This window comes from Fulvitalea axinellae, from assembly GCF_036492835.1.
GTDB lineage: Bacteria > Bacteroidota > Bacteroidia > Cytophagales > Cyclobacteriaceae > Fulvitalea > Fulvitalea axinellae.
This window is the reverse complement of sequence record NZ_AP025314.1, coordinates 595,915-615,352: the sequence shown is the minus strand read 5'-3', so window position 1 is coordinate 615,352 and position 19,438 is coordinate 595,915. Positions and strand designations below refer to the sequence as shown.

Below are 19,438 nucleotides of genomic sequence, written 5' to 3'. Positions count from 1 at the left end.
CGAGTTCCCAAAAAACAAACAGTTTATGGATTACCGTACTTTTCAGCCCCATCCGGATTTAGAGTCCTTGGTCAGTTGTTATTGGACATTGGAAGTTCCGGCTACGGACAGTCCGCAAAGACAAAGGATCGTTCCTGACGGCACTATAGAGATGGCTTTTATACTTGGCGAAGACGTTAAGCGCTACACTTCCGAAAATGATTTTATTCTGCAACCGAGGGCAATGGTGCTGGGGCAAACCATCGAACCTTTTTATATAGAACCCACGGGCTATGTCAACACCTTCGCCATCCGTTTTTATCCCTTCGGCTTCGCCAACTTTGTAAACGTGCCCATAAAAACGCTGGTCAATAAAGAGACCCCACTAGAAACGCTTTTCGGGGAAGATACCGCCATGGCGTTGGAGCGGGAAATAGTCCAAGCCACTGACGCCGAACAAAGGATAGGGATTATCGAAAACTTTCTGATGGGAAAACTCAGCGAACAAGCAACGGTAGACAATATCGTGAAAACTACCGTCGACGCCCTGTTGTCTACCAAAGGCGGAGCTTCGATCGGCGGTATTCTGAAAGACGATTTATCCAAGAGAAGAAAGCTCGAAAGAAAATTCGTTAAACAGATAGGCATCAGCCCAAAACAACTAGGCAAAGTGATCCGGATGCAGGGCGCCCTGAAAATGTTGCTTAACGAAGACGGGGAAAGCCTAACACGCATAGCCTACGAAAACGAGTATTACGACCAGGCGCATTTTATCAAAGATTTCAAGGAGTTTACAGGCGTCAGCCCGAAAGAGTTTCTGGGCAACGAGAATATGGCACTCTCCTCCGCTTTTTACAAATAAGACTACGTGTCGCGTTTTTACAATTCCGGCTCAAGCGGAGAGTCTAGATTTGTCTCCATATCCTAATTACGAGACATGAAAAGAATAGCGCTTAGCCTCCTTGTCGTGATGTTAATCTTAGGGTTCGATAACCGCGAGTCCGCCCCACAGCAATCCGACTCTACCTTAAACCAAAACGTAAAAGACATGAACAGCTTTATCTCCATCTTCGAAATTCCGGCCACCGACATTTCCCGGGCCATCGGTTTTTACCAATCAGTTCTGGATATCAAAATCGAAAAAATGGAAATGCCCGATTTGGAAATAGGCGTAATGCCCTATGAAGGACAGGCGGTAACGGGCGTAATAATGAAAGGCGAAGGCTTCCGTCCATCTGCCGACGGCGTGACGATTTACCTAAACGGCGGTGACAATCTGCAGGTGATGCTTGACAAAGTGGAGCCGAACGGCGGTAAGATACTCGTCCCAAAAACTCCCCACGCTGATGAGAGCGGTTTTTTTGCGTTGTTTTTGGATTCGGAAGGGAATAAAATGGGGCTACATTCTCCTAATTGATTTGTGTGAATTTGATAAAAGATCTCTCAAATACGGCTACAAATTTTTCTTCCATACAAAAGCATAACGGTTATGGAAGAAAAATAAAGGCCTGAATTTAGTTTTTGGGAATGCATTGAATTTAATAAAACATCGAATACGTGAATAAAAAATGCCAACTATAAAACAATGATACTTTTATTCAAGTACATACACACCGTTTAAAGGTTAGGCCTACCTAACTTTGCTATACCCATGGCTACAGGGAATCCAAAACTCTTCCTCCAATCATATTCTCCTTTTTATCAGCCCAGTTTCCGGGGTTCCAATAATATATTTCGCTTTGCCGATACTCGCTCAAGTTAATGCTATCGAACTCGTCCTGTTCGCCCTCGCATTCTACACCAAGTTCCCTTAGCACCGTGTTAATGCAAACGTTGTCCAGCTTTTTGTCTCCTCCATCGTACACGCAGGCGTGTTGTTCTCCTAAACCGGCGAAATAATCCGTTTTGATAAGGGCGAATACCCCAAGCCCTATTTCCTTCGCCAAAAACAGCGTGAGTTCGCAGTCCCATTCTATATTTTCGCCAAGAGCTTCCGTGTCTTTATCAAGCAAATCATCCAAGCGATCCATCGCCTCATCGTCTAGAATAACTATTGCGTAGCCTTTTTCAAACGCCACTGCCAAACCATACTCTTTTAGCTTGCTCCGGCTAATCGTGTCCTTTCCGATCAAGGCTGTAAGGTGATGTCCCATTATTTGAGTTGTTTCGAAATATTTGTGTATAGACCCGATTTGTATAAAAGGAAAAGTTAGCTGTTTTACTCGATTGGACTAATCAAAACTATTATTTCCCCATCTGAAACTCATAAAAGCTTTTCGCCCCCTCCTTGACTAGTATTGGATATTCTGGATTATCGGCGATACTCTTTAAAAGCGCGACACCATTTTCCCATTCTTTTCCGTCAAGCGTATTGACAAACCTATTCAGCAACAACACCGAAGTAATTGCGCCATGATTACGGTTGAACTCAAATAGCTCTATGTAATAAATGTCAAAGAGGCTCTTATCTATTTGCTCGATAAAATGGATTAGCGAAAAATTCTCATCTTCCTCGGAATCCCGTTTTCGTATATATCGAAAAAGTGCTTTTATCAATCGCCTTTGTTCCTCTTCCGACAATCCGCCGAGCTTATGCACATTCTCCCGGATTTCGTCAAAAAACTCGCTGATTTCGTAATCCTCAGCGTCCTCATCCGGACTGAATACGGCTATTCTCGAAATTATCTCTTCAATACCCATAACCTCTACTTGCCCACTTCAGCGGAACGCTCCTCTCTTCTATAAATATAACAACCCACTTCCGACGGGTGATCCTGTACCATATCCTCCATATTCTCTTTTCTGATAAGGTTGATAATCAGAAAATCACCGCTGGCCGCCATGGTGAAAAATATACCGAATGCCAACAAGCCCAAATGGCCGGTAACAATGGCCAAAACAGCGGGGACAAATCCCAAAACAATAGCGGGCATAATGGCCCCTTTGATATAATCCTTCACTTTCAGCGGTTCCATGCAATGGCAATACGGCGTCAACATTTTCCACAGTATGCCAAATTTGATTGACTTGAAACCATTCTTCGCAAACCTCGCCCACGTGATGCCATGAATCAATTCATGGATAATAATGCCCAAAACCAATGCGACAAGAACGTATATTCCCCCAAAGGCCACTTCCTGCGCTTTCATCCCGGTAAGCTTGCTTGCCAAACCGGAATCGTCGTTCCACAAAAAATAATATGGAGTGATATACACCACGCTAATCGGAACCAATATCAAAAACCCGAAAACATTAGCCCAAACCAGATTAACGGTGAGCTTTTCCTTTTTGAAATTCTCTATATCTTTCATTCTGATCCGTATTATTGTTTTATTTTGATGCTTTCCCTCTTAATGGATAAAATATAATACCCGTGTTGAAAAACAATCCGTTTTTGGGTGTGACATCTATCGTATCTTTGGATTCGTTTTGCAATTCCAAAGCCCTGAACATAGCCATTCCAAAAGAGGTTCTAGCGTAAATCCCTCCTTTCAAACGAAACTCAAGCGTTCCCCCCAGATTCAGGTCACTATAACTTACCCTATCGGTAACGAAGCTAAACTGCTGTCTCCTGATATTGGTGTTATATTGCGCTCCGTTTAAAAAGGCGCTGAAACCGTAAAAAACATTCTTGTTTTCGGTATTGAACATCAATGAGATTTTTTGCGGAAACGTAACGTTCAGCGTTTTTCGCCCAGTGCTGTAGTTAAGCACGGCAAACGGCAGGAGCAATTCTCTTCCCAAACTGTTACTGAAGACCAAACCAAAGCCATAATTCAAACGCTCGCTTTTCATTCTGAGCAATAAAGCGTTTGCCAAAAGCGTAAAATCTTTCTTTGTAAGCCCCTCCTCAAAGTCCGAAGTCAGCGTAGGCGAAAGGCCTATGTTTATCCGCCATTTGTCATTAAGCTTCTGGTTGAAGTTTAAATTATAGGCAAGGGAATGAAAATCCGAAGAATACTTATTCGAGGAATTGTTCGATACCAATTCCGTTTTTGTTTTCAAATTCGAATACTCTAACGTATGCGCCAGAATGGTTTCCGAATTATTAAATACCTGAGGAATGGTAAGCGCCACGCTAAAATCCATATACGCCACTTTGTCGTCCTGCGTTTTCTCTTTTATATCCCGCTTCTGGAAGAAACTTGACTGGACGCTAAACATTTCGAAATCTTGAGCATAAAGCTTCTGGCCAATAAATATCAAAAACAATAAGAAGTATTTTTTCATCGCTTAATTTGAGGACAGATCACTGTATTAGGCGTAAAAGCCGTTTTAAAAATAGGACTGTGGCGAGTGTTAGATTATAAAATATTCATTTCGCTTAAAATATAAGAAGAAGAAACACACTACCTCTTCCTTAATTTGGATCATATTTATAATCAAAATTCAATTTTAAAGATAATAATTCCATTCGTAGAATACGTAATCAACAAACAAAAACATCAACCTCTTATCAATTACCAGAATTGACCTAGTTTGATTCAAGCGTGGATAACTTAGTTGTACATTACGCGTAGTTGAGAGTATTCTACAAGCGGAAATGATTCTGTGGTTATGATATTCTTGAATTTCAATAAACTCACATCGTTTTACTTTGAATTCAAATCTCCATCATCACAATATTTTTACATTTTACTATAAGGTGAGAGTATAAAGACTGTAAATTCAAACCATAACCCACACAAGTACTTAATTAATGGGCAATTCAAGGGATAGTGGTGCTTATAGCTAAAACCGGAAAGCCCCCTCTATACACATAGATTAAAACATGAGATTAACTTGTATCATCTTTCTACTCTTACCTACCGTCGGGCTTAGTCAAGGATTTCTTAAAACCGATACGCTTACCACTTACCCCAAAAAGATAATTGATATTGCCAAGCAAGAGATCAGGGATGTTGTACAGGTTGACTTTAACGGTGACGGGAAAAAAGGGTATATCATACGCACTAAACCCGACAAAGCGGGGAAAGAAATGGAAATCTGGGTAAATCCAGAATATACCGTATTCCATCGCCATTCATATTTTCGGGGCGATTATCATTTCATTCAGTTTATCAATCTGGATACTGACCCGGAGCCGGAAGTATACCGGGCGACGGGATATGAGAACGGCATAGACTACGAAATCCTTGATGTCAATATAAAAACGGAAGGCCTGAAACGGTTATTCTTTTTCGATCCGATAATCAGCGCAAACGACAAAACCTATTGGGGCTACCCTTGGGCAACGAAAAGTGTTCCGACCCAAAAAACAACCGGCAATATTCGGGTAAAGGTATCGTTAAACCACAGCATCAAACGGGACGGTGAAATCGCACCTCTCAAAAAGCAACTAATTCGCCCCGCCATATTATTAGAAGGCAATGCGGATGCGTTTGAAATTGCACCGGATAGAATCGGGAAGCCGAATTGGATGAGTCTTGAGGAAGTTAGGGAAGCGGTATTCAGTACGAACAAACCTAATAATTCCACTAAAGAGAATGAGGACTTAATTGAGTGGACCATTCGCAAGGACACACTAAAAATCGCGACGACTGATGACATTGGCTATTTCCCATTCGGAAAACATAGCAAAAGAAGCCAGATTGTAAGGGAATTTGAAGAGTTTTCAAACTGCGACATTAACGATGACAGGTTTATACTTTTTCACAATACCGATACGATAGAGTTCTTTAACGACACCGACCAAGGCGTTGTCCAAATCGTATGCGGTGATATCAGCGAACCGGCATGCGCTTTTGTTAACTCTTTTCGGGTCGGAACTACGGTGGCTGAAGTTTTAGAATATTACGGTGTCGACGGCGTAATGAAGCCTTGCGATATATCTGTCATAATGATTGAAACAGGAGTGACTGGTATGTGGCATTATTACCAAATTCAAAACAACAGGATCAGAAGAATTATCTTCGAAACGGATTACATGTTCTGAACTCAAGTATCATCAAAGGCACTAGAATAAAGACCGAGAGAAACCCCTCTCCCATTCCACACGTAAAAGAATCTGGACCCGAAAAAAAAGCGATTTCGCCGAAGGTTTGACGGGAAGGGAATTTTTTCAGTGATCGAACACCTTTTTTCTGCCGGGCCAGCCTTTTTCATTCTAATCAGACTAACTTTTGCTATGAGAACGTTAACCGTTTATCTCCTATTCGCCATCTGTCCCGCCGCTATTGGCGTCGCCGTAACCGATTTTCATCTTCCGTTACCATTGACTTCGGCCCATAGTGCGCACCCGCTTATCTACGTATTGCTGGCCGTCTTGGCTTTGGTTTCTTCCGGGGCGTATGAACCCTCTGATAGGCAGGAGTCTTCAAAACGGAGCTTTATCAGATTGTTCCTTATCAGTTTGGCCGGTATAGTTACCGGCGAACTCATCCTCTTTGTCGAATGGTATTGGATTACCCATCCGGAATACCGCAACGTCCCTGGCGATATGGCAGTGGGCGTCTCTTGGCTAATTGTCTTTCTCGCAGTAAAAACAGTCGTAATCTTTTTCGCTTATATTCTCGGATTTGGGTTTCGCAAGATGCTAGCCTCACGCTCGCTCGCCTAATCGCTTTTACAGGCTTTTTCTTCTATGTATATTCGGAGAGATTCGGGTTTGAGCTCTGTGGCCGAAACCCAATCACGACACATCATATAAAGGCGTCGCGTACTCACGCGCCTTTGGCTACCGCCGGAAAGTGTTATTGACCACCCGTTGGTCATCGCCACAACCGCCCCGGCGTTCCCACTCGCTTGCCAAGCCGAAATAGTTTAGACAGTTTACCTTTATTAAAGAGAATCATGCTATTTGGAAAAGTAAAACCCACTGTAACTCCAGAAGACAGAGAATGGATAGAAAATGCTTTCTTATGGTTTGAGAATGAATACGGCTCGGATTTTCTGAAGTCCGTACGCATCGTGGAACCCACAAGGGCGTTTTTCGACTATAGGTTTACCCAATCGAAAGAAGACGCCTTTTACACTCTTGAAAAGGCCTGCGAAATCATGGGGATAGACAGTCAGCTTGTCGAGTTATATTTTTTCAACGACGCTCCTATGGACTTCCAGGAGGAGGGCGTATTCGCCACCTATAACCCCGATGGAGCGGAGGCGAAAGACGGCTATACTTTGGGCTTGTATTCGGAAAGCGAAACCGAAAAGTTTCGAATCGGGGTTGAGCAACAATTGTTGCAAAATCCCGAATCATTAATCTCCACCATCGCCCACGAGCTTTCCCACTTTAAGCTTCTCGGCGAAAATCGTATTGAGGAAAACGACGAGGAGTTGACCGATTTGAATGTGATCGTGTTTGGTTTCGGAATATTCCTGAGCAATTCCATCTTCAATTTCCAACAATGGCAAGGCACCTCTTTCGGAGGTTGGCAGGCAAACAGGTCGGGCTATATACCGGAACAGGTAGCAACTTACGCAATGGCCCTGCTTCAAAACTATCAAGGTACTGAAGACACTTGGTCAAAGTATTTGAAAGAATCCGTACGGAAGATGTATAACAGGAATTTACGATACCTGAGAAAGACTAAGGACGAAGTGAAGTTTAAGTAAAGCGAATTTGCAAAGCATAGGAAGCCACATTTAAGCAACCTTTAAAGTACGATATCCCAAAACCTATAACTATCTGAATCCGTTTTCCAGAGTTTTTTCTGAAAAGCCAGCCATTTGATTTTTTGAATTTTATATTGATTTTTATGCCTTCTTCGAGTTTCCTTCAATTCAATACGACTCGATAAATACAATAAAACAAAAGCCTCGGAAATGATGAGACTGGACTTGGCCAAAATGCGGAAGAGTATTTCTAAAGCTACGGATGCGGAGTTTGAAAAAACCGTATTGGCGGCGGGCGATCTACACCCGGAAATGCTCCAAATTTTGATGGAAGAGGCGAATAAAAGAGGCCGGGAATATCCCAACCTAAAAGAGCTTGTGCAAGAATACCGAGAAAAGGGCTATCCGGAGTTCTTCGCAGGCATCGGCCACGCCGAAATAGAACGTACCGTACAGTTTCTGAAAGAGCGCCTTCCGAAAAAGTGTACCCTCTATAATTACCAGCTCAGTCACGAGATGCTCGGGGCCCAATATCTGATCACCCAAAACGTCGAGCGAAAACTGCAGCGCATCGCCGATATGATGCGCGAGCATTTGCTGATTGAGGAACCGATAAGAATCATGATGATCGATCACATTGGGGCGGGCAAATTCGAAATGATTGACAACCTGAGCTGTATTTTTATTAATTCCGATACGTTAACGCAGAATTTCCACCAAAAGGTAGCCATTCTTGCGCATGAGATGTGCCACTACTACTTGATCCGCAAACACGGAATAATAAAGGAAATCGATAAGGAGAACGAATTGCTGACCGAGATCGGATCCGTTTATATCGGCTTCGGTTTTCTGTTGCTGAAAGGCTATGAGGAGAACAAAATCGAATCGGGCAAAAAAATCACGACTTCACGCGTGGGCTATATCAGCACCGAGGTAGTCAGAAAGTCAATAGTCAGTACGGCATACGCCCGAAAACAGCAGCCGAAATGGATAGTCAAAAATGCCGGACTTGCACACAAACCGTATTTTTACTTTAAACTCAGGGAGCTTAGAAAGCAGTATAAAAGTGCGGTACGGGCCAAAGAGGCTAGCGTTGCCCACAGTTAGGGAGAATGGAATTTGTCGCTAACAAAATTAATCAATTTTTTCTCCTAAAAAATAAATTTACACCATAAGGCAATATAATCTAATTGCAATTGTTATTATTAATAATGGCAATCATTTAAACAAAACAGCCAATCGTTGTTTCTTTTTTATCTTTGTGTTGTGAAATGATTTTTCATGTTGGCTACATAAAATTGTAGACTTATATTTTTAACTAATTAACATTATAAACATGAGTAAGCTTAGATTCCTGCCACTATTGTTGATGCTTATCGGTCTTTTTTCTTGTGACGATAATGATGAGATCAATCCAGACGAACTGTCAGGAACATGGAGTGTAAGCGCCGTGAACTTTGACGCGACCGCCAGCCTTGGTGTTTTGGGAAACAATACCGAAGTCATGAGCGCAAAGTTTAAAGGGCAAAACATCGATATCACAATGGTGTTTTCCGAAGATCCCTATAAGTACACCTTGAGTGGCAATATAGACTTGAAAATAGAAGAGTACACACCTGCGGCTGGACTTGAGGAAGAGTTCCCAAAAGATCAGCTCAAGGAATCATTCGACGCTATGAGTCCGCTACAAGATACTGGTACATGGAGCAGAAAGGGTAAAGGCCTGATATTCACATCCGATGCGATTCCTGACGCCACCGAGGCCAGCATAATCTCGTTATCCGACGGCTCGCAAATAGAAATAAAGAGTTTGGACGAGGAAATGATGGTGTTAAAAGTCGATGTCGCCTCTTCCAATGAAATGGAAGCGGGAACCGTAACCACCAAAGGGACGATGACAATCATTATGGATAAAATGAAACAGCAGTAGCCTTCCCTACCCTTTGCCGGCATGGTTATTCTCCAAAATATCGATGCCGGCAAAAGTCTATCTTTTCTTTCGAAAACAAAGCCTAGGCAATGATACGCCCACAAAACATATAACCCCGTCTAACCTTTGGCCCAATGAAATCTCGTACTCTTCTATTCATTATCGCTGTTCTCACCCTATCATGCACACCCAGCGAAAAGCCGGAAGTTGTAGTACAGAGCCACACGCAAACGCCAAAAGCACTTCAGGAGGCGAACAACAGCTCCTTAATTCCCAAACTCAGCAGGGGCAAGAAGAATATTGTTGATCGATTATATGAAGAAGCCATTGAATCGGACAAAAAGCTTCAGGCTCTAGTGGAACGAATCAACATGATACACACTGCGGAAGAAGACAGCTTGAAGGCTTACCGCAACTACAACGCTTACAATCAAAACTATTGGTTCTTTATAAACAAATACGCCACACAGGTGAAAGACTCCGTAATGCGTAACGAACTCTTAGCGATAATTGACCAAGCGAAAAAACAACACGAGAAACGCACTACCATCACCACTGCCTTGGCCCAAACCATATCCGAGCGTGAGGTGACTTTACATGACCAGGAAATCATGATGAAATTTATGGTCACACTCCCGATGATGATAAACTATCAGAGAAACGAAAGGCCCAGCGAAAAACCTCTGGTTCAAATCATTAAACAGTACGATTCGCTAATTTTAGATGTGAAGGAGTATTCTACTTTTAGGAAATAGCTTTTTTGAAGTCGGCTTTTGACAATACGAAATCTTTACTGACACAGGTTATGGAATATGGTATAACGAAAAAGAATACCCACCGTTGATATCACTCCATTATGAGATTGCTTTGGATGGTCTTATTTATGATTCCCGCCGCAGGCCTGGCTCAGGACTTCAGGCTTATTCCGCCCGATACGAAAACAATAAGGGAGGAACTACAAAGAAACAACTACTCACAAGACGTAATCTACATCTATCTATGCCAGAACTACGCAACAGCCTCAGAGAAATACGATATACAAACATCCAGCTTTGGTGAGGAGCGTTTATGCGCCTTCAAGCAAAAATTTGAGTCGAAGATTACCTATTCACTAGAGCAATGCACAGAGAACGGAGGAAAAAACATAAACGCTGTCTTCCCAAAAACCGATAAAAGAAGCATCGTAAATTGGGTTGAATCAATATATAAAAGCGCTCCCATGGGGAATATCAAGCACGAATGGAACTCGGACTTGACAGAATTCGGCCCGACAGACAACGGAGCTGGCTGTTACTTTACAATTTTGTACCACAGCAAAACAGTAGAAATAAAAGTTCACTGCGGATGCTAGCCTTTTCTCTATTGTCTAATAGTTATTGCCTGGCATAATCTTCACCTCTCCAAAGATCAGAACAATGAAAAAACTCTTCCTCGATGATCTCAGGTCGGTCGAAATGATTTACGGGGAAGGCTCCGGAGCCGACTTCGATATTGTCAGAACATACGAGGCCTTCGTAGAGTATATCCAGAAAAACGGTCTGCCTGACTTTATTAGTTTTGATAACGACCTCGGAATGGACACCAGCGGAAAACACGTAGCTCCTGACGGGTACGCAGCTACGAAATGGTTGGTCTACGAATCAGGACTGGATTTGAAGGAGTTGAAATTTAAGGTTCATTCCGCCAACCCTGTCGCGTCAAAGCAGATTGAAGGGCTTTTGACAAATTACATCCGGCATTTGAAGGAGCTCTCCTCGCATTAACCAAATATCTGGAATAACCTTAGACACCCATGCTACTACGCCTAATAATTTTCCTCGCCCTTAACTTCTCCGCACTGGGCATCGGCGGTTTCTTTACGGGAAAAGGCGTGCCATCGGATTGGTACGAGGTGCTGGACAAAGCCCCCTGGACTCCTCCGGGTTGGGTTTTCGGCGCGGCTTGGACCAGCATTATGGTTTGCTACGCCGTGTACTTGGCTTTGCTGTGGCCTTCGCTTGAAAACAAGAAGTTATTACTGGCGCTCTTCGCCTGCCAATGGATTCTGAACGTATCGTGGAATCCGGTTTTCTTCCACTTTCACCAAATCGGTTGGGGACTAATAGTTATCGTCGCCCTTACCGCGGTGGTTGCTTTTACGTTGGTACATTATTTTGAAAATTTCAGAACAGGAAGCCTTTTGCTATTGCCGTATTTGCTTTGGCTATTGGTGGCCACTTCCCTAAACGGTTATATATTCCTCAAAAACTAACGCCCCGCATACCGGAGTCTGAAAACCGGATCTAACAGCAAAAAATACGGGACAGAAGCTATCGCCTTGCCCCGTATTTCCCCGTTACTATTTTTTAATTATTCTAATACTCTTCGCTATTCCCTCACCCGTTACGCTTAGCGTATAAATTCCCAATGGGAGTCCTTCCAAATCTATCTTAAACATCTTTTCCGAGTGCTTTTCGGTATTGATCAAGTGTCCGTAGGTATCGAAAATTCTTGATACCGTAACGGAGTTCCTCGGAAGTGTTACAGTGACAAAGCGCTCCGTCGGGTTCGGCGATGCGGTTACGGCCGGAAAATCATCCACGCTTAGCGTTTTGGCCACCTTTACGGTTATGATTTTTTCCGCTCCGTTATATTTTGACGTGGCCGACGTATAGGCTTTTACCGTCGCCAGGCCCGGGGCTTTTATCGTCAGAGTCAGGTTCTCCAAAGCAATGGTCTCTTCGCCCGACAATAGTTCGTAATATACCTTGCCGTCCGATTCGGAATGGGCCGACAGATGAACCTTTTCCATATCAGTAGTCAAAAACAGGTCTTCGAAGTTCTCGATCTCCGCGTCCAAACGACCGCTTCCCATAACTTTGACGTGGAAAAAAGCCTCAGCCGAAGTAAAATTGTCCGTAGCGGAAACGTATGCTCTCACTTTGGCGTTGCCTACGGCGGTGACCGTCAAAAAGGGAGGATTAATCCCGACGAATTCGGCACCCGAAACAACCTCGTATTGAATTTTCGCTTCGGAGTTCGTGTATCCGGTAAGCGGTATGGGGGCGTCGCCCAGAAACAGCACCATATTCTGTAAATGAGAGATTTTCGCCTCCACCAGTTCCTCTTCCTGAAGCACTTTTACGTGTATGGTTTTCTCTCCCGCCTTAAACGAATCGGTCTCCGGCACGGAGGCTTTCAGCTCGGCAGTTCCCGCCTTGACCAACGACAGTTCTCCGTCATTAAGCTGTACGAATTCTTGCCCAGACACCAATTCGTATTCCAATTTAGCGTCGGAAGTGGAGTAAGCCGTAAGGGCGATTTTCGAGCCCGCTTTGCCGGAAATGTCTTCGAAGTGCTTTATCTCCGGAACGGTTTTCACCACCTCGCCTCCGTCTCCGGTTTTCTGCACAACCACCGAGATTGTCGCTTCCACCGAAGCGCCTTTGCTGTCGCTGGCCGAAACGCCCACTTTATACACGCCTGCCGTAAGGCGCTTTTTGTTTTTCAATTTCGATCCGTGAATCACAAAAAACTCTGAATCTTTATCGGTCAAAGCGAAAGTAAAACTCAAATCCGCCGGATCCTCGTCGGCGGAAAAAAGCTGACCTATCTCGGTTCCCGCCGGATCCGTGTCTTTCAACAGGTTTCCGCTGATGGCCACCAAAGTCGGCGCGTCATTGGCATCGGTCACTTTCAGCTTGAATACCACTTGCTGAAATATATCCGCATGGGTCTTATGCGTCGCCTTAACGCTGACGGAGTAGTCTTTCCGTTTCTCAAAATTGAATTCCGATTTCGTCTTCAGCGTATTTCCTTCCAGTGAGAAAAGGGCGTTATCCTGTTGCCCTTCCGGCAGCGTAAAAGCGTATTCGCCGTTCAGGTTTTTATTATTTCCTTTCAAAGCGAACTCACCGATAGCGAAATCGGCCTCGTTCTCCGGAAAATCGGATTTTGAAAGCAAAAACGATTCGATCAACGTAACGCCCTCAGGCAACTCTAGACGACTAACGGTAATCGTTTGCCGGAACTTGCCCCCGTACGGGTCATACGCTTCCACCCTGATCTTATATTCTTTAAGCGACGGATATTCGAAAATCTCCTCGGCGGTAACCAGAGTGTTTCCCTCGATGATCCGAAAACTGCTGTTATACCGAAAATCATCACCCTCAACCAAACGGAAGTTCAAGGCGTCGCCGTCAGGGTCCACGCCCGTGAGCGTACCGACAACGCTCGACAGTTTCGTATGCGGTATCGCCTTGCTGTTGTTTATAGCCAAAGAAGTCGGCGCCTTGTTTCCGGGCTTATTCAGCCAAAGCGCAAAATCAACGCTTTCGAGCGGTTGGTCCGGATACGCGGGATTGGTGACGCGACAGGTATAGACGCCCGCTTTTTCAGTATCAAATTCCTTTATCGTAAAGGTTTTTCCATCAGACAATGGCATCGGTTTTCCATTCAGCAACCAACTGTATTTGTTCTGCGCATGCCTAAGCGAAAAACTAAGCTCATGGCTTTGGCCTTTGTCCAAACTCATCTCCGCTTGCGCTTCGCCAAGTTTTCTCTGTGGCCACACCGTAATGTCCTTCTTCACAAAAGCGGGAGTAAAATTGGGCCGAGCCCTGTTAGCGGACTTGAGCGCAAGGTCTTCAAAAAGCAGAAGGCTCTGAAAATCCATCAGGTTATTCGCGATATCGATTTTCATAATCCGGCTCGATATTCCGGATTCCCTCCTTTTCGGATCCCAAGAGAAATCCGCCCCAGTAAGTTCCCGAATCAGGTTATTGCTCAGGTCCAGCGTACCGTAAACTCCCCAACCGCCAAGACCTCCGATATTGTCGGGGAATTTATCGATACCGAATCCCGTCAGGAAATTGTGGTCCAGAAAAAGCCCCTTCACCGCTCCAGTATTCGTATAACCTATCCTCGACGATACTCTCCTAAGGCTGTTATGTCCAAACTTCAAAGGGGTGTTGACCGAATAAAGCACCGGACTGAAATAACTGACCATAGAAGCCGGAAAACCGTACTTTGCGGGATTGCACTCAAATAAACTGTCGGGCAAAGCCCCCGAAAGATTATTGTTGGTAAGGTTTAGCTCCTGGATATGGGTCCGTGTGTTTCGGATGATCGCCGAACCAGTCACCATTTTGTAAAACGGACTTTCTTTCCGCTTTCTCAACTCCTGAACAGAATTGTCCCTGCCGTTTCCGAAACGCCAGTCTTTTCCCCCGGCGCTATCGTACAAAAGCAACAAAGCGTCACGCTCAACAGGGTCAAACGCATTGCTAGTCTGCCCGTAAATGTTTGTGGAATACACCACAATCATCACGGTAAACAGTAAAATTTTTCTCATTACGTATCAAATTCATGAGGACTCAAAAGCCCTCGGTAAAAAATAGCCTGGCATCAATTAAATAATTCATCATGTATCATAACCGGAAGCTTTGTCCTTATTCTGTCAGGCGCTACAATTCGTTGTGTAAATGAATGATTTTGCCGAAAACGGATTCTGCTTTTTAAGACCTACAAAGAAGGACTCGAAAATGAAGGCGTTAGATTGTCGATGCTTGATCGTTAAAGCGCATGGAACAACTGCTATCCAACTTAATAATCAGGGACTCGCTTAGCCGAAAATTCCTTAGAATATTGGTTCTATTGGCCCTACTACACAGAACCAGAAACCAGTTGGTGTATTGTGCATGGAAAATCAAGCGAAAAAATTTACAATTCGACATTTTCACAAGCCCGTATAGACAAACGGCTCTATCCGAGTGGCATAAACCCGAAGCCCTACGAAAAACACAGGCCTTTGGTTACCAACAAAGAAAGGATTTAGCACGAATTCTCAACTTAAAAAATGGAAGATTGGCCTTCAAAAGAATAGGGAAAAAGGAACTCTAAGCCAAATATTAAGTTTTTTATAAATTTTTTTTTGTTATGCATTTTTCACTCATCGCATTACTTTTCACAGAATTTTAACCCAAAAAGTATTATTCATATATAATTTATTATAGCAACCCATGCATTTACCCGACCTACAGGCTTTAACATGCTAAAACCCACAAATCAGCGGTACTTTTGTTTATTATCAGAATTTTTTCTCACATTCGTTATTACACAAACGCCGGATAATCAGGCATTTGGGGATTATGCTTTTAAAAACCATCTGCCTTTTTAAAACTGGATTGGCTTACTTAATACGGCACCGCGGGCCGGAATAAGAGGGAGAAAAAAGCCATTGTTTTCGATGTTATGTCGCTGGGTAAAGGAGGCCGTTACTCACGGTCCAAAGCGCTGAACCGACACCTTCAGCGCCCGTACCCAAACAAACGAAAACGCCGGAAAATTTCGGAACATTTAAAATAACACGGATACGAAAACGTTTTCGTTTCGGAGTCGGGTATGCGGAGAAGTTCTTCGCTATTCCCTCTTCTTTCCGAAACCGAAATGGAAACTTCCGCGTATCGTGAAGCTTTCCAAGAATACTAATTGCGATTCAAGCAGTATTGGCGAACTAAACGGGCTGGCCGATAGCGGAAGGCTGATCCCGCTCCCCTTTTCGGGAGGTAAGCGGGAACACTATTTTCAATTTCACTGCACTTGAGTCTTGGTCATATCACGCACAGCCGGGAATCTGCCTTCGGGCTGGTGCCCGGCGACCAAGGCCCAAAAAATGACTTAAAAACCACTCACTATGAAAAGAGGATTACCGAAACCAAGAATACTATTGGCCCTCGCCGCATCAGTACTATTGGGATTCGCCTGCCAAAGCACAGATACCGACGAAATCGCACAACCCGGCAACGGATTAAGTGCCAGCGATTTCGGAGACGCATCACACAATTGTCGTTTTCATTCGTCCCGTTCAGCGGCGGCCTCAGCCGCGGCGGCTTCGGACTCTTATTACGACCGCAGTTTACGCCGTGAAATTGATACCAAGTGGATTTATTCCGACGTGGATTTGCTGGACAAATTCTGGAACCTTGACAAAATAGCAGTTTATATCTGGCACGGAAGCCAGTCCATGAACGCCATAGCGTATAGCAGTAACGTTATTACGTTCGGGGAAAACCTTTACTACGATTTCCTAGGGAAATTCGGCTACTATTCCGCCGCCGGAGTAATGGCGCACGAATGGGGACACCAGATCCAGTATGATTACAACTTTAACGGCGAGTCGCGCGATATGGAACTTGAAGCCGACAACTTCGCCGGTTATTATCTCGGTCACGAAGGCGGTCGCGAACTGACCTGGAAAGAATCTTCGGGATTTTTCGACGCGCTGTACAGCATCGGAGATTATTCTTATAATTCGCCGAGCCACCACGGCACTCCAGCCCAAAGGCGCTCAGCCGGCAGACTTGGCTGGTTGTTGGCCGACTGGTCCAACAAGAACAGAGAAGTAGGCATTCAAGAGTTGCACAAAACGTTCTTCTACTACTATAACGAAGTTTTGGAAGGTTCTTCTTTCGGACGCAGCGCCAGAATGCCCGCCACCAGCGAGGAAATCGCAAAAGGATTGGATAAGGAAATCATCGGGTACCTTAACGGACACTACAGAGAGCTGAAGCGTATCCATAACGGTGAAATCAAGGGCAAAGAATATTCAAACCTGTAATGTCTACCATCTCCAAACCGGAAGCACATCAGCCGGTGAAGAGAGAGCCCGGAGCCACACCTCCGGGCTCAACTTAACGTTTTTGAGATCTTTGTGCCTAAGCAGGCTAAAAACAGTCACATTTCGATTAGGTCATTTTTGGCGGAGATTCAATACTCCGCGACCATTTTTCCCAATAACCCCAAGCAATAAAAAACCCGAAGCCTGAACTTCGGGTCATTTTGAATTATCCGGAAATGGAAGCCTTGACAACTTAATACCAACACTTCACATTCCGTATTTCGGCATTTGCTTTTCGTTACAAAGAAGGCTTGGCTCGTTTGAACACATAACGGGTAATGAAAATCCCGTTTCCGTCAGTTTCGCCACCATCACTTTCCACCGCACTGGTCACGAAAGCCAATTCCCAACCTTCATTAGCCAACTTGTTCAGAGTAGACCCGACCAAAGCGTCGTTTGAAGCGATATTCTGGAAATTTATACCTACCAAGCTATAGAAGTTCAAAAGTTTCGTTTCCGAGAACTCTTTCACCTTTGCGTCTTTACGCCTGATTTTTCCTTGGCCACTGGTTTTTCCGTCAGTACGCTTAGTCTTGAAGCTGTCGGCGTTGCGGTGATCCTGGTTTTCGATCAACCTCGAACGGCCCAAACCGCCGGGAATAATTGACTCGATAGACGTGATAATCTTGTACTCCACACCTTGGGCGCTAGCGGTGGTCATGGCCAACAGCGAGAACACCGCAATCACTAAAACTCTTTTCATAATTACCTTTTTTTACCGAAACAGGAACGGAGAAACTCTCAAAATGCTATCAGGAAACTCCTAACATATTTATCGGTGCGTTTTCCTCCGGTAAATCAAGTACTTAACAAATACTCGAATCACCACTCCTGTACGGACACTCCTTTATTTTATACTCTACAAATATCATCTATTCTTCATAACTACCGAATGATATATGATATTTTGTTTGTTTATTGCGGATAAACGGCAAAAGAACAGCTTAAAAGGATGTTTTTTTTCCTGAATTCAATCACATTTACAAGCACGTCGTACCCAAAAACAAACAACCAACCAACACTGACACCGACAAAAGAAGTTTCTTCAGTTACTGTTTCCGGAAGACAAACCCATCATCCTCAACAGACTGACCACAGTATTTTTTCGACATTTTCATAAGGAAAATTTATTTTATGCGGAATACTCTTACGTTTCTTCTTAGTCGTTATGCCTTTTCGTTTTATGAAGCGTAATTTTGTACTTACCGAACGGGAAATACAATACTATGACCGTCTACGGCAACCACCACCACTATAATTAATTACAAAATGCGTTTGAGCCACATTCTGCTTTACTCTCTGGCCCTTGTCTCTCTTTTATCCTGCGGAAGCAGGCATGACGGCCAGGTTAATTTCTACCACTGGAAAGCGAAAGCGGAAATGTCGCCGGCAAAAGCGGATGCCCTGAGACAAGCCGGAGGCAACACGCTGTACCTCCGATATTTTGACGTGGACCAATCGGACCCGAAAGCTTGGGACGCCTACCCGGAGTACGTGCTCCGAAAAGTGGACAAGGCCTACAAAGGCATGAACGTGGTGCCGGTGGTATATATCACGAACCGTACTTTGAAAAACTGCGACGACACGGAATATTTGGCAAAAAAAATCGGGAGATTGACCAATCAAATCAGCCAAAGGCATTTTGGGAAAGCGCCACAACGCCTTCAAATTGACTGCGATTGGACACAAAGCACGCGCGAAGCGTACTTCAAACTGCTGAAAGAGCTAAAAAGGCACTATTCGCTAGAAGCCACCATCCGGTTGCACCAGATAAAGTACAAAGACCGCACAGGCATTCCGCCCGTAGACCGGGGAACGCTAATGCTTTATAATATGGGGGACCTGTCGGACATGAACAAAAATTCCATTATCGGCACCGACATCGTAAAAGATTATATAAACACGAACACCGATTATCCGATAAGCCTGGACTTGGCCTTACCATTATTTGCGCAAACGGTGGTTAAAAGCCCAAAAGGCCGGATAAAGCTCATACGCGGGACGGACGGCGACAATTTGTCGAAAGCCGAGGCCACCTTCGAAAGGTTGGGCGATAACCTTTTCCGTATAAAGCGCGATACGCTTTACAAGGGATTCTATCTGACCGAAAATTATCGTCTGAAAATGGAACAATCGCCAGCCGATGTGGTAGCCGAGGCCTATCGTACGGTTAGAACGAGCCAGATCCAAATCAAAGATATTATACTCTACCACCTCGACGAAGAAACCCTTGCCAGCACTGACCTGAAAAAGCTATTGAAACAATTATGATTTGCAAAAAAGTAAAGAGTCCGTATCCGATTTATTACTGTCCCTGC

The 19,438-nt window shown here is 44.2% G+C and carries 19 protein-coding genes; 13 read left to right on the top strand and 6 right to left on the bottom strand.

Annotated features, from left to right (window positions below):
• The first annotated feature begins 25 nt into the window (after positions 1 to 25).
• Positions 26 to 841: an AraC family transcriptional regulator gene (locus tag AABK39_RS02535; RefSeq protein ID WP_338393352.1), complete on the top strand. Its 816-nt coding sequence runs from the start codon at positions 26 to 28 to the stop codon at positions 839 to 841.
• A 75-nt stretch (positions 842 to 916) separates the two neighbouring features.
• A complete protein-coding gene (locus tag AABK39_RS02530) occupies positions 917 to 1,396 on the top strand; it encodes a VOC family protein (protein WP_338393351.1) in 480 nt (159 codons plus the stop codon).
• Positions 1,397 to 1,634: 238 nt separating this feature from the next.
• Here AABK39_RS02530 and AABK39_RS02525 read toward each other — a convergent pair whose 3' ends face one another.
• From AABK39_RS02525 to AABK39_RS02510, 4 genes are all read right to left on the bottom strand, one after another.
• Complete coding sequence (locus tag AABK39_RS02525; protein WP_338393350.1) at positions 1,635 to 2,132, bottom strand: hypothetical protein; 498 nt, start codon at positions 2,130 to 2,132, stop codon at positions 1,635 to 1,637.
• 91 nt (positions 2,133 to 2,223) lie between these two features.
• Positions 2,224 to 2,679 carry a hypothetical protein gene (locus tag AABK39_RS02520; protein WP_338393349.1) on the bottom strand — a complete coding sequence of 152 codons (456 nt, stop codon included), beginning with the start codon at positions 2,677 to 2,679 and terminating at the stop codon, positions 2,224 to 2,226.
• A 5-nt stretch (positions 2,680 to 2,684) separates the two neighbouring features.
• Positions 2,685 to 3,290 (bottom strand): DUF3267 domain-containing protein, encoded by a 606-nt coding sequence (locus AABK39_RS02515; protein WP_338393348.1) that lies wholly within the window; start codon positions 3,288 to 3,290, stop codon positions 2,685 to 2,687.
• A gap of 19 nt (positions 3,291 to 3,309) precedes the next feature.
• A complete protein-coding gene (locus AABK39_RS02510) occupies positions 3,310 to 4,209 on the bottom strand; it encodes a DUF6268 family outer membrane beta-barrel protein (protein ID WP_338393347.1) in 900 nt (299 codons plus the stop codon).
• Between the two features lie 541 nt (positions 4,210 to 4,750).
• Here AABK39_RS02510 and AABK39_RS02505 point away from each other — a divergent pair.
• The 9 genes from AABK39_RS02505 to AABK39_RS02465 all read left to right on the top strand — a co-directional run bounded on the left by AABK39_RS02505 (position 4,751) and on the right by AABK39_RS02465 (position 11,714).
• Entirely contained in the window at positions 4,751 to 5,914 is a 1,164-nt protein-coding gene (locus AABK39_RS02505) for a hypothetical protein (protein ID WP_338393346.1), read from the top strand.
• Positions 5,915 to 6,106: 192 nt separating this feature from the next.
• The gene (locus AABK39_RS02500; RefSeq protein WP_338393345.1) at positions 6,107 to 6,538 is read left to right on the top strand and encodes a hypothetical protein; all 432 of its coding nucleotides are present in this window, start codon (positions 6,107 to 6,109) and stop codon (positions 6,536 to 6,538) included.
• Between the two features lie 233 nt (positions 6,539 to 6,771).
• Positions 6,772 to 7,533, top strand: a complete 762-nt coding sequence (locus tag AABK39_RS02495) for a hypothetical protein (RefSeq protein WP_338393344.1) — start codon at positions 6,772 to 6,774, stop codon at positions 7,531 to 7,533.
• Between the two features lie 210 nt (positions 7,534 to 7,743).
• A complete protein-coding gene (locus tag AABK39_RS02490) occupies positions 7,744 to 8,640 on the top strand; it encodes a hypothetical protein (RefSeq protein ID WP_338393343.1) in 897 nt (298 codons plus the stop codon).
• Positions 8,641 to 8,869: 229 nt separating this feature from the next.
• Entirely contained in the window at positions 8,870 to 9,463 is a 594-nt protein-coding gene (locus AABK39_RS02485; RefSeq protein ID WP_338393342.1) for a hypothetical protein, read from the top strand.
• 134 nt (positions 9,464 to 9,597) lie between these two features.
• Positions 9,598 to 10,218, top strand: a complete 621-nt coding sequence (locus AABK39_RS02480) for a hypothetical protein (protein ID WP_338393341.1) — start codon at positions 9,598 to 9,600, stop codon at positions 10,216 to 10,218.
• 101 nt (positions 10,219 to 10,319) lie between these two features.
• Positions 10,320 to 10,814, top strand: a complete 495-nt coding sequence (locus tag AABK39_RS02475) for a hypothetical protein (RefSeq protein WP_338393340.1) — start codon at positions 10,320 to 10,322, stop codon at positions 10,812 to 10,814.
• A 64-nt stretch (positions 10,815 to 10,878) separates the two neighbouring features.
• Positions 10,879 to 11,226: a cyclic-phosphate processing receiver domain-containing protein gene (locus AABK39_RS02470; RefSeq protein WP_338393339.1), complete on the top strand. Its 348-nt coding sequence runs from the start codon at positions 10,879 to 10,881 to the stop codon at positions 11,224 to 11,226.
• A 29-nt stretch (positions 11,227 to 11,255) separates the two neighbouring features.
• On the top strand, positions 11,256 to 11,714 hold the full coding sequence (locus AABK39_RS02465; protein ID WP_338393338.1) for a TspO/MBR family protein: 459 nt from the start codon (positions 11,256 to 11,258) through the stop codon (positions 11,712 to 11,714).
• An 87-nt stretch (positions 11,715 to 11,801) separates the two neighbouring features.
• Here the strand turns inward: AABK39_RS02465 and AABK39_RS02460 are convergent, their stop codons facing one another.
• Entirely contained in the window at positions 11,802 to 14,795 is a 2,994-nt protein-coding gene (locus AABK39_RS02460) for a T9SS type A sorting domain-containing protein (protein ID WP_338393337.1), read from the bottom strand.
• 1,341 nt (positions 14,796 to 16,136) lie between these two features.
• On the opposite strand from AABK39_RS02460, the gene AABK39_RS02455 reads away from it, so the two are divergent.
• Positions 16,137 to 17,060, top strand: a complete 924-nt coding sequence (locus AABK39_RS02455; protein ID WP_338393336.1) for a hypothetical protein — start codon at positions 16,137 to 16,139, stop codon at positions 17,058 to 17,060.
• Positions 17,061 to 17,358: 298 nt separating this feature from the next.
• Here AABK39_RS02455 and AABK39_RS02450 read toward each other — a convergent pair whose 3' ends face one another.
• The gene (locus AABK39_RS02450; RefSeq protein ID WP_338393335.1) at positions 17,359 to 17,823 is read right to left on the bottom strand and encodes a hypothetical protein; all 465 of its coding nucleotides are present in this window, start codon (positions 17,821 to 17,823) and stop codon (positions 17,359 to 17,361) included.
• 566 nt (positions 17,824 to 18,389) lie between these two features.
• On the opposite strand from AABK39_RS02450, the gene AABK39_RS02445 reads away from it, so the two are divergent.
• Positions 18,390 to 19,391, top strand: coding sequence for a hypothetical protein (locus AABK39_RS02445; RefSeq protein ID WP_338393334.1), 1,002 nt, complete (start codon positions 18,390 to 18,392; stop codon positions 19,389 to 19,391).
• Positions 19,392 to 19,438 lie beyond the last annotated feature (47 nt).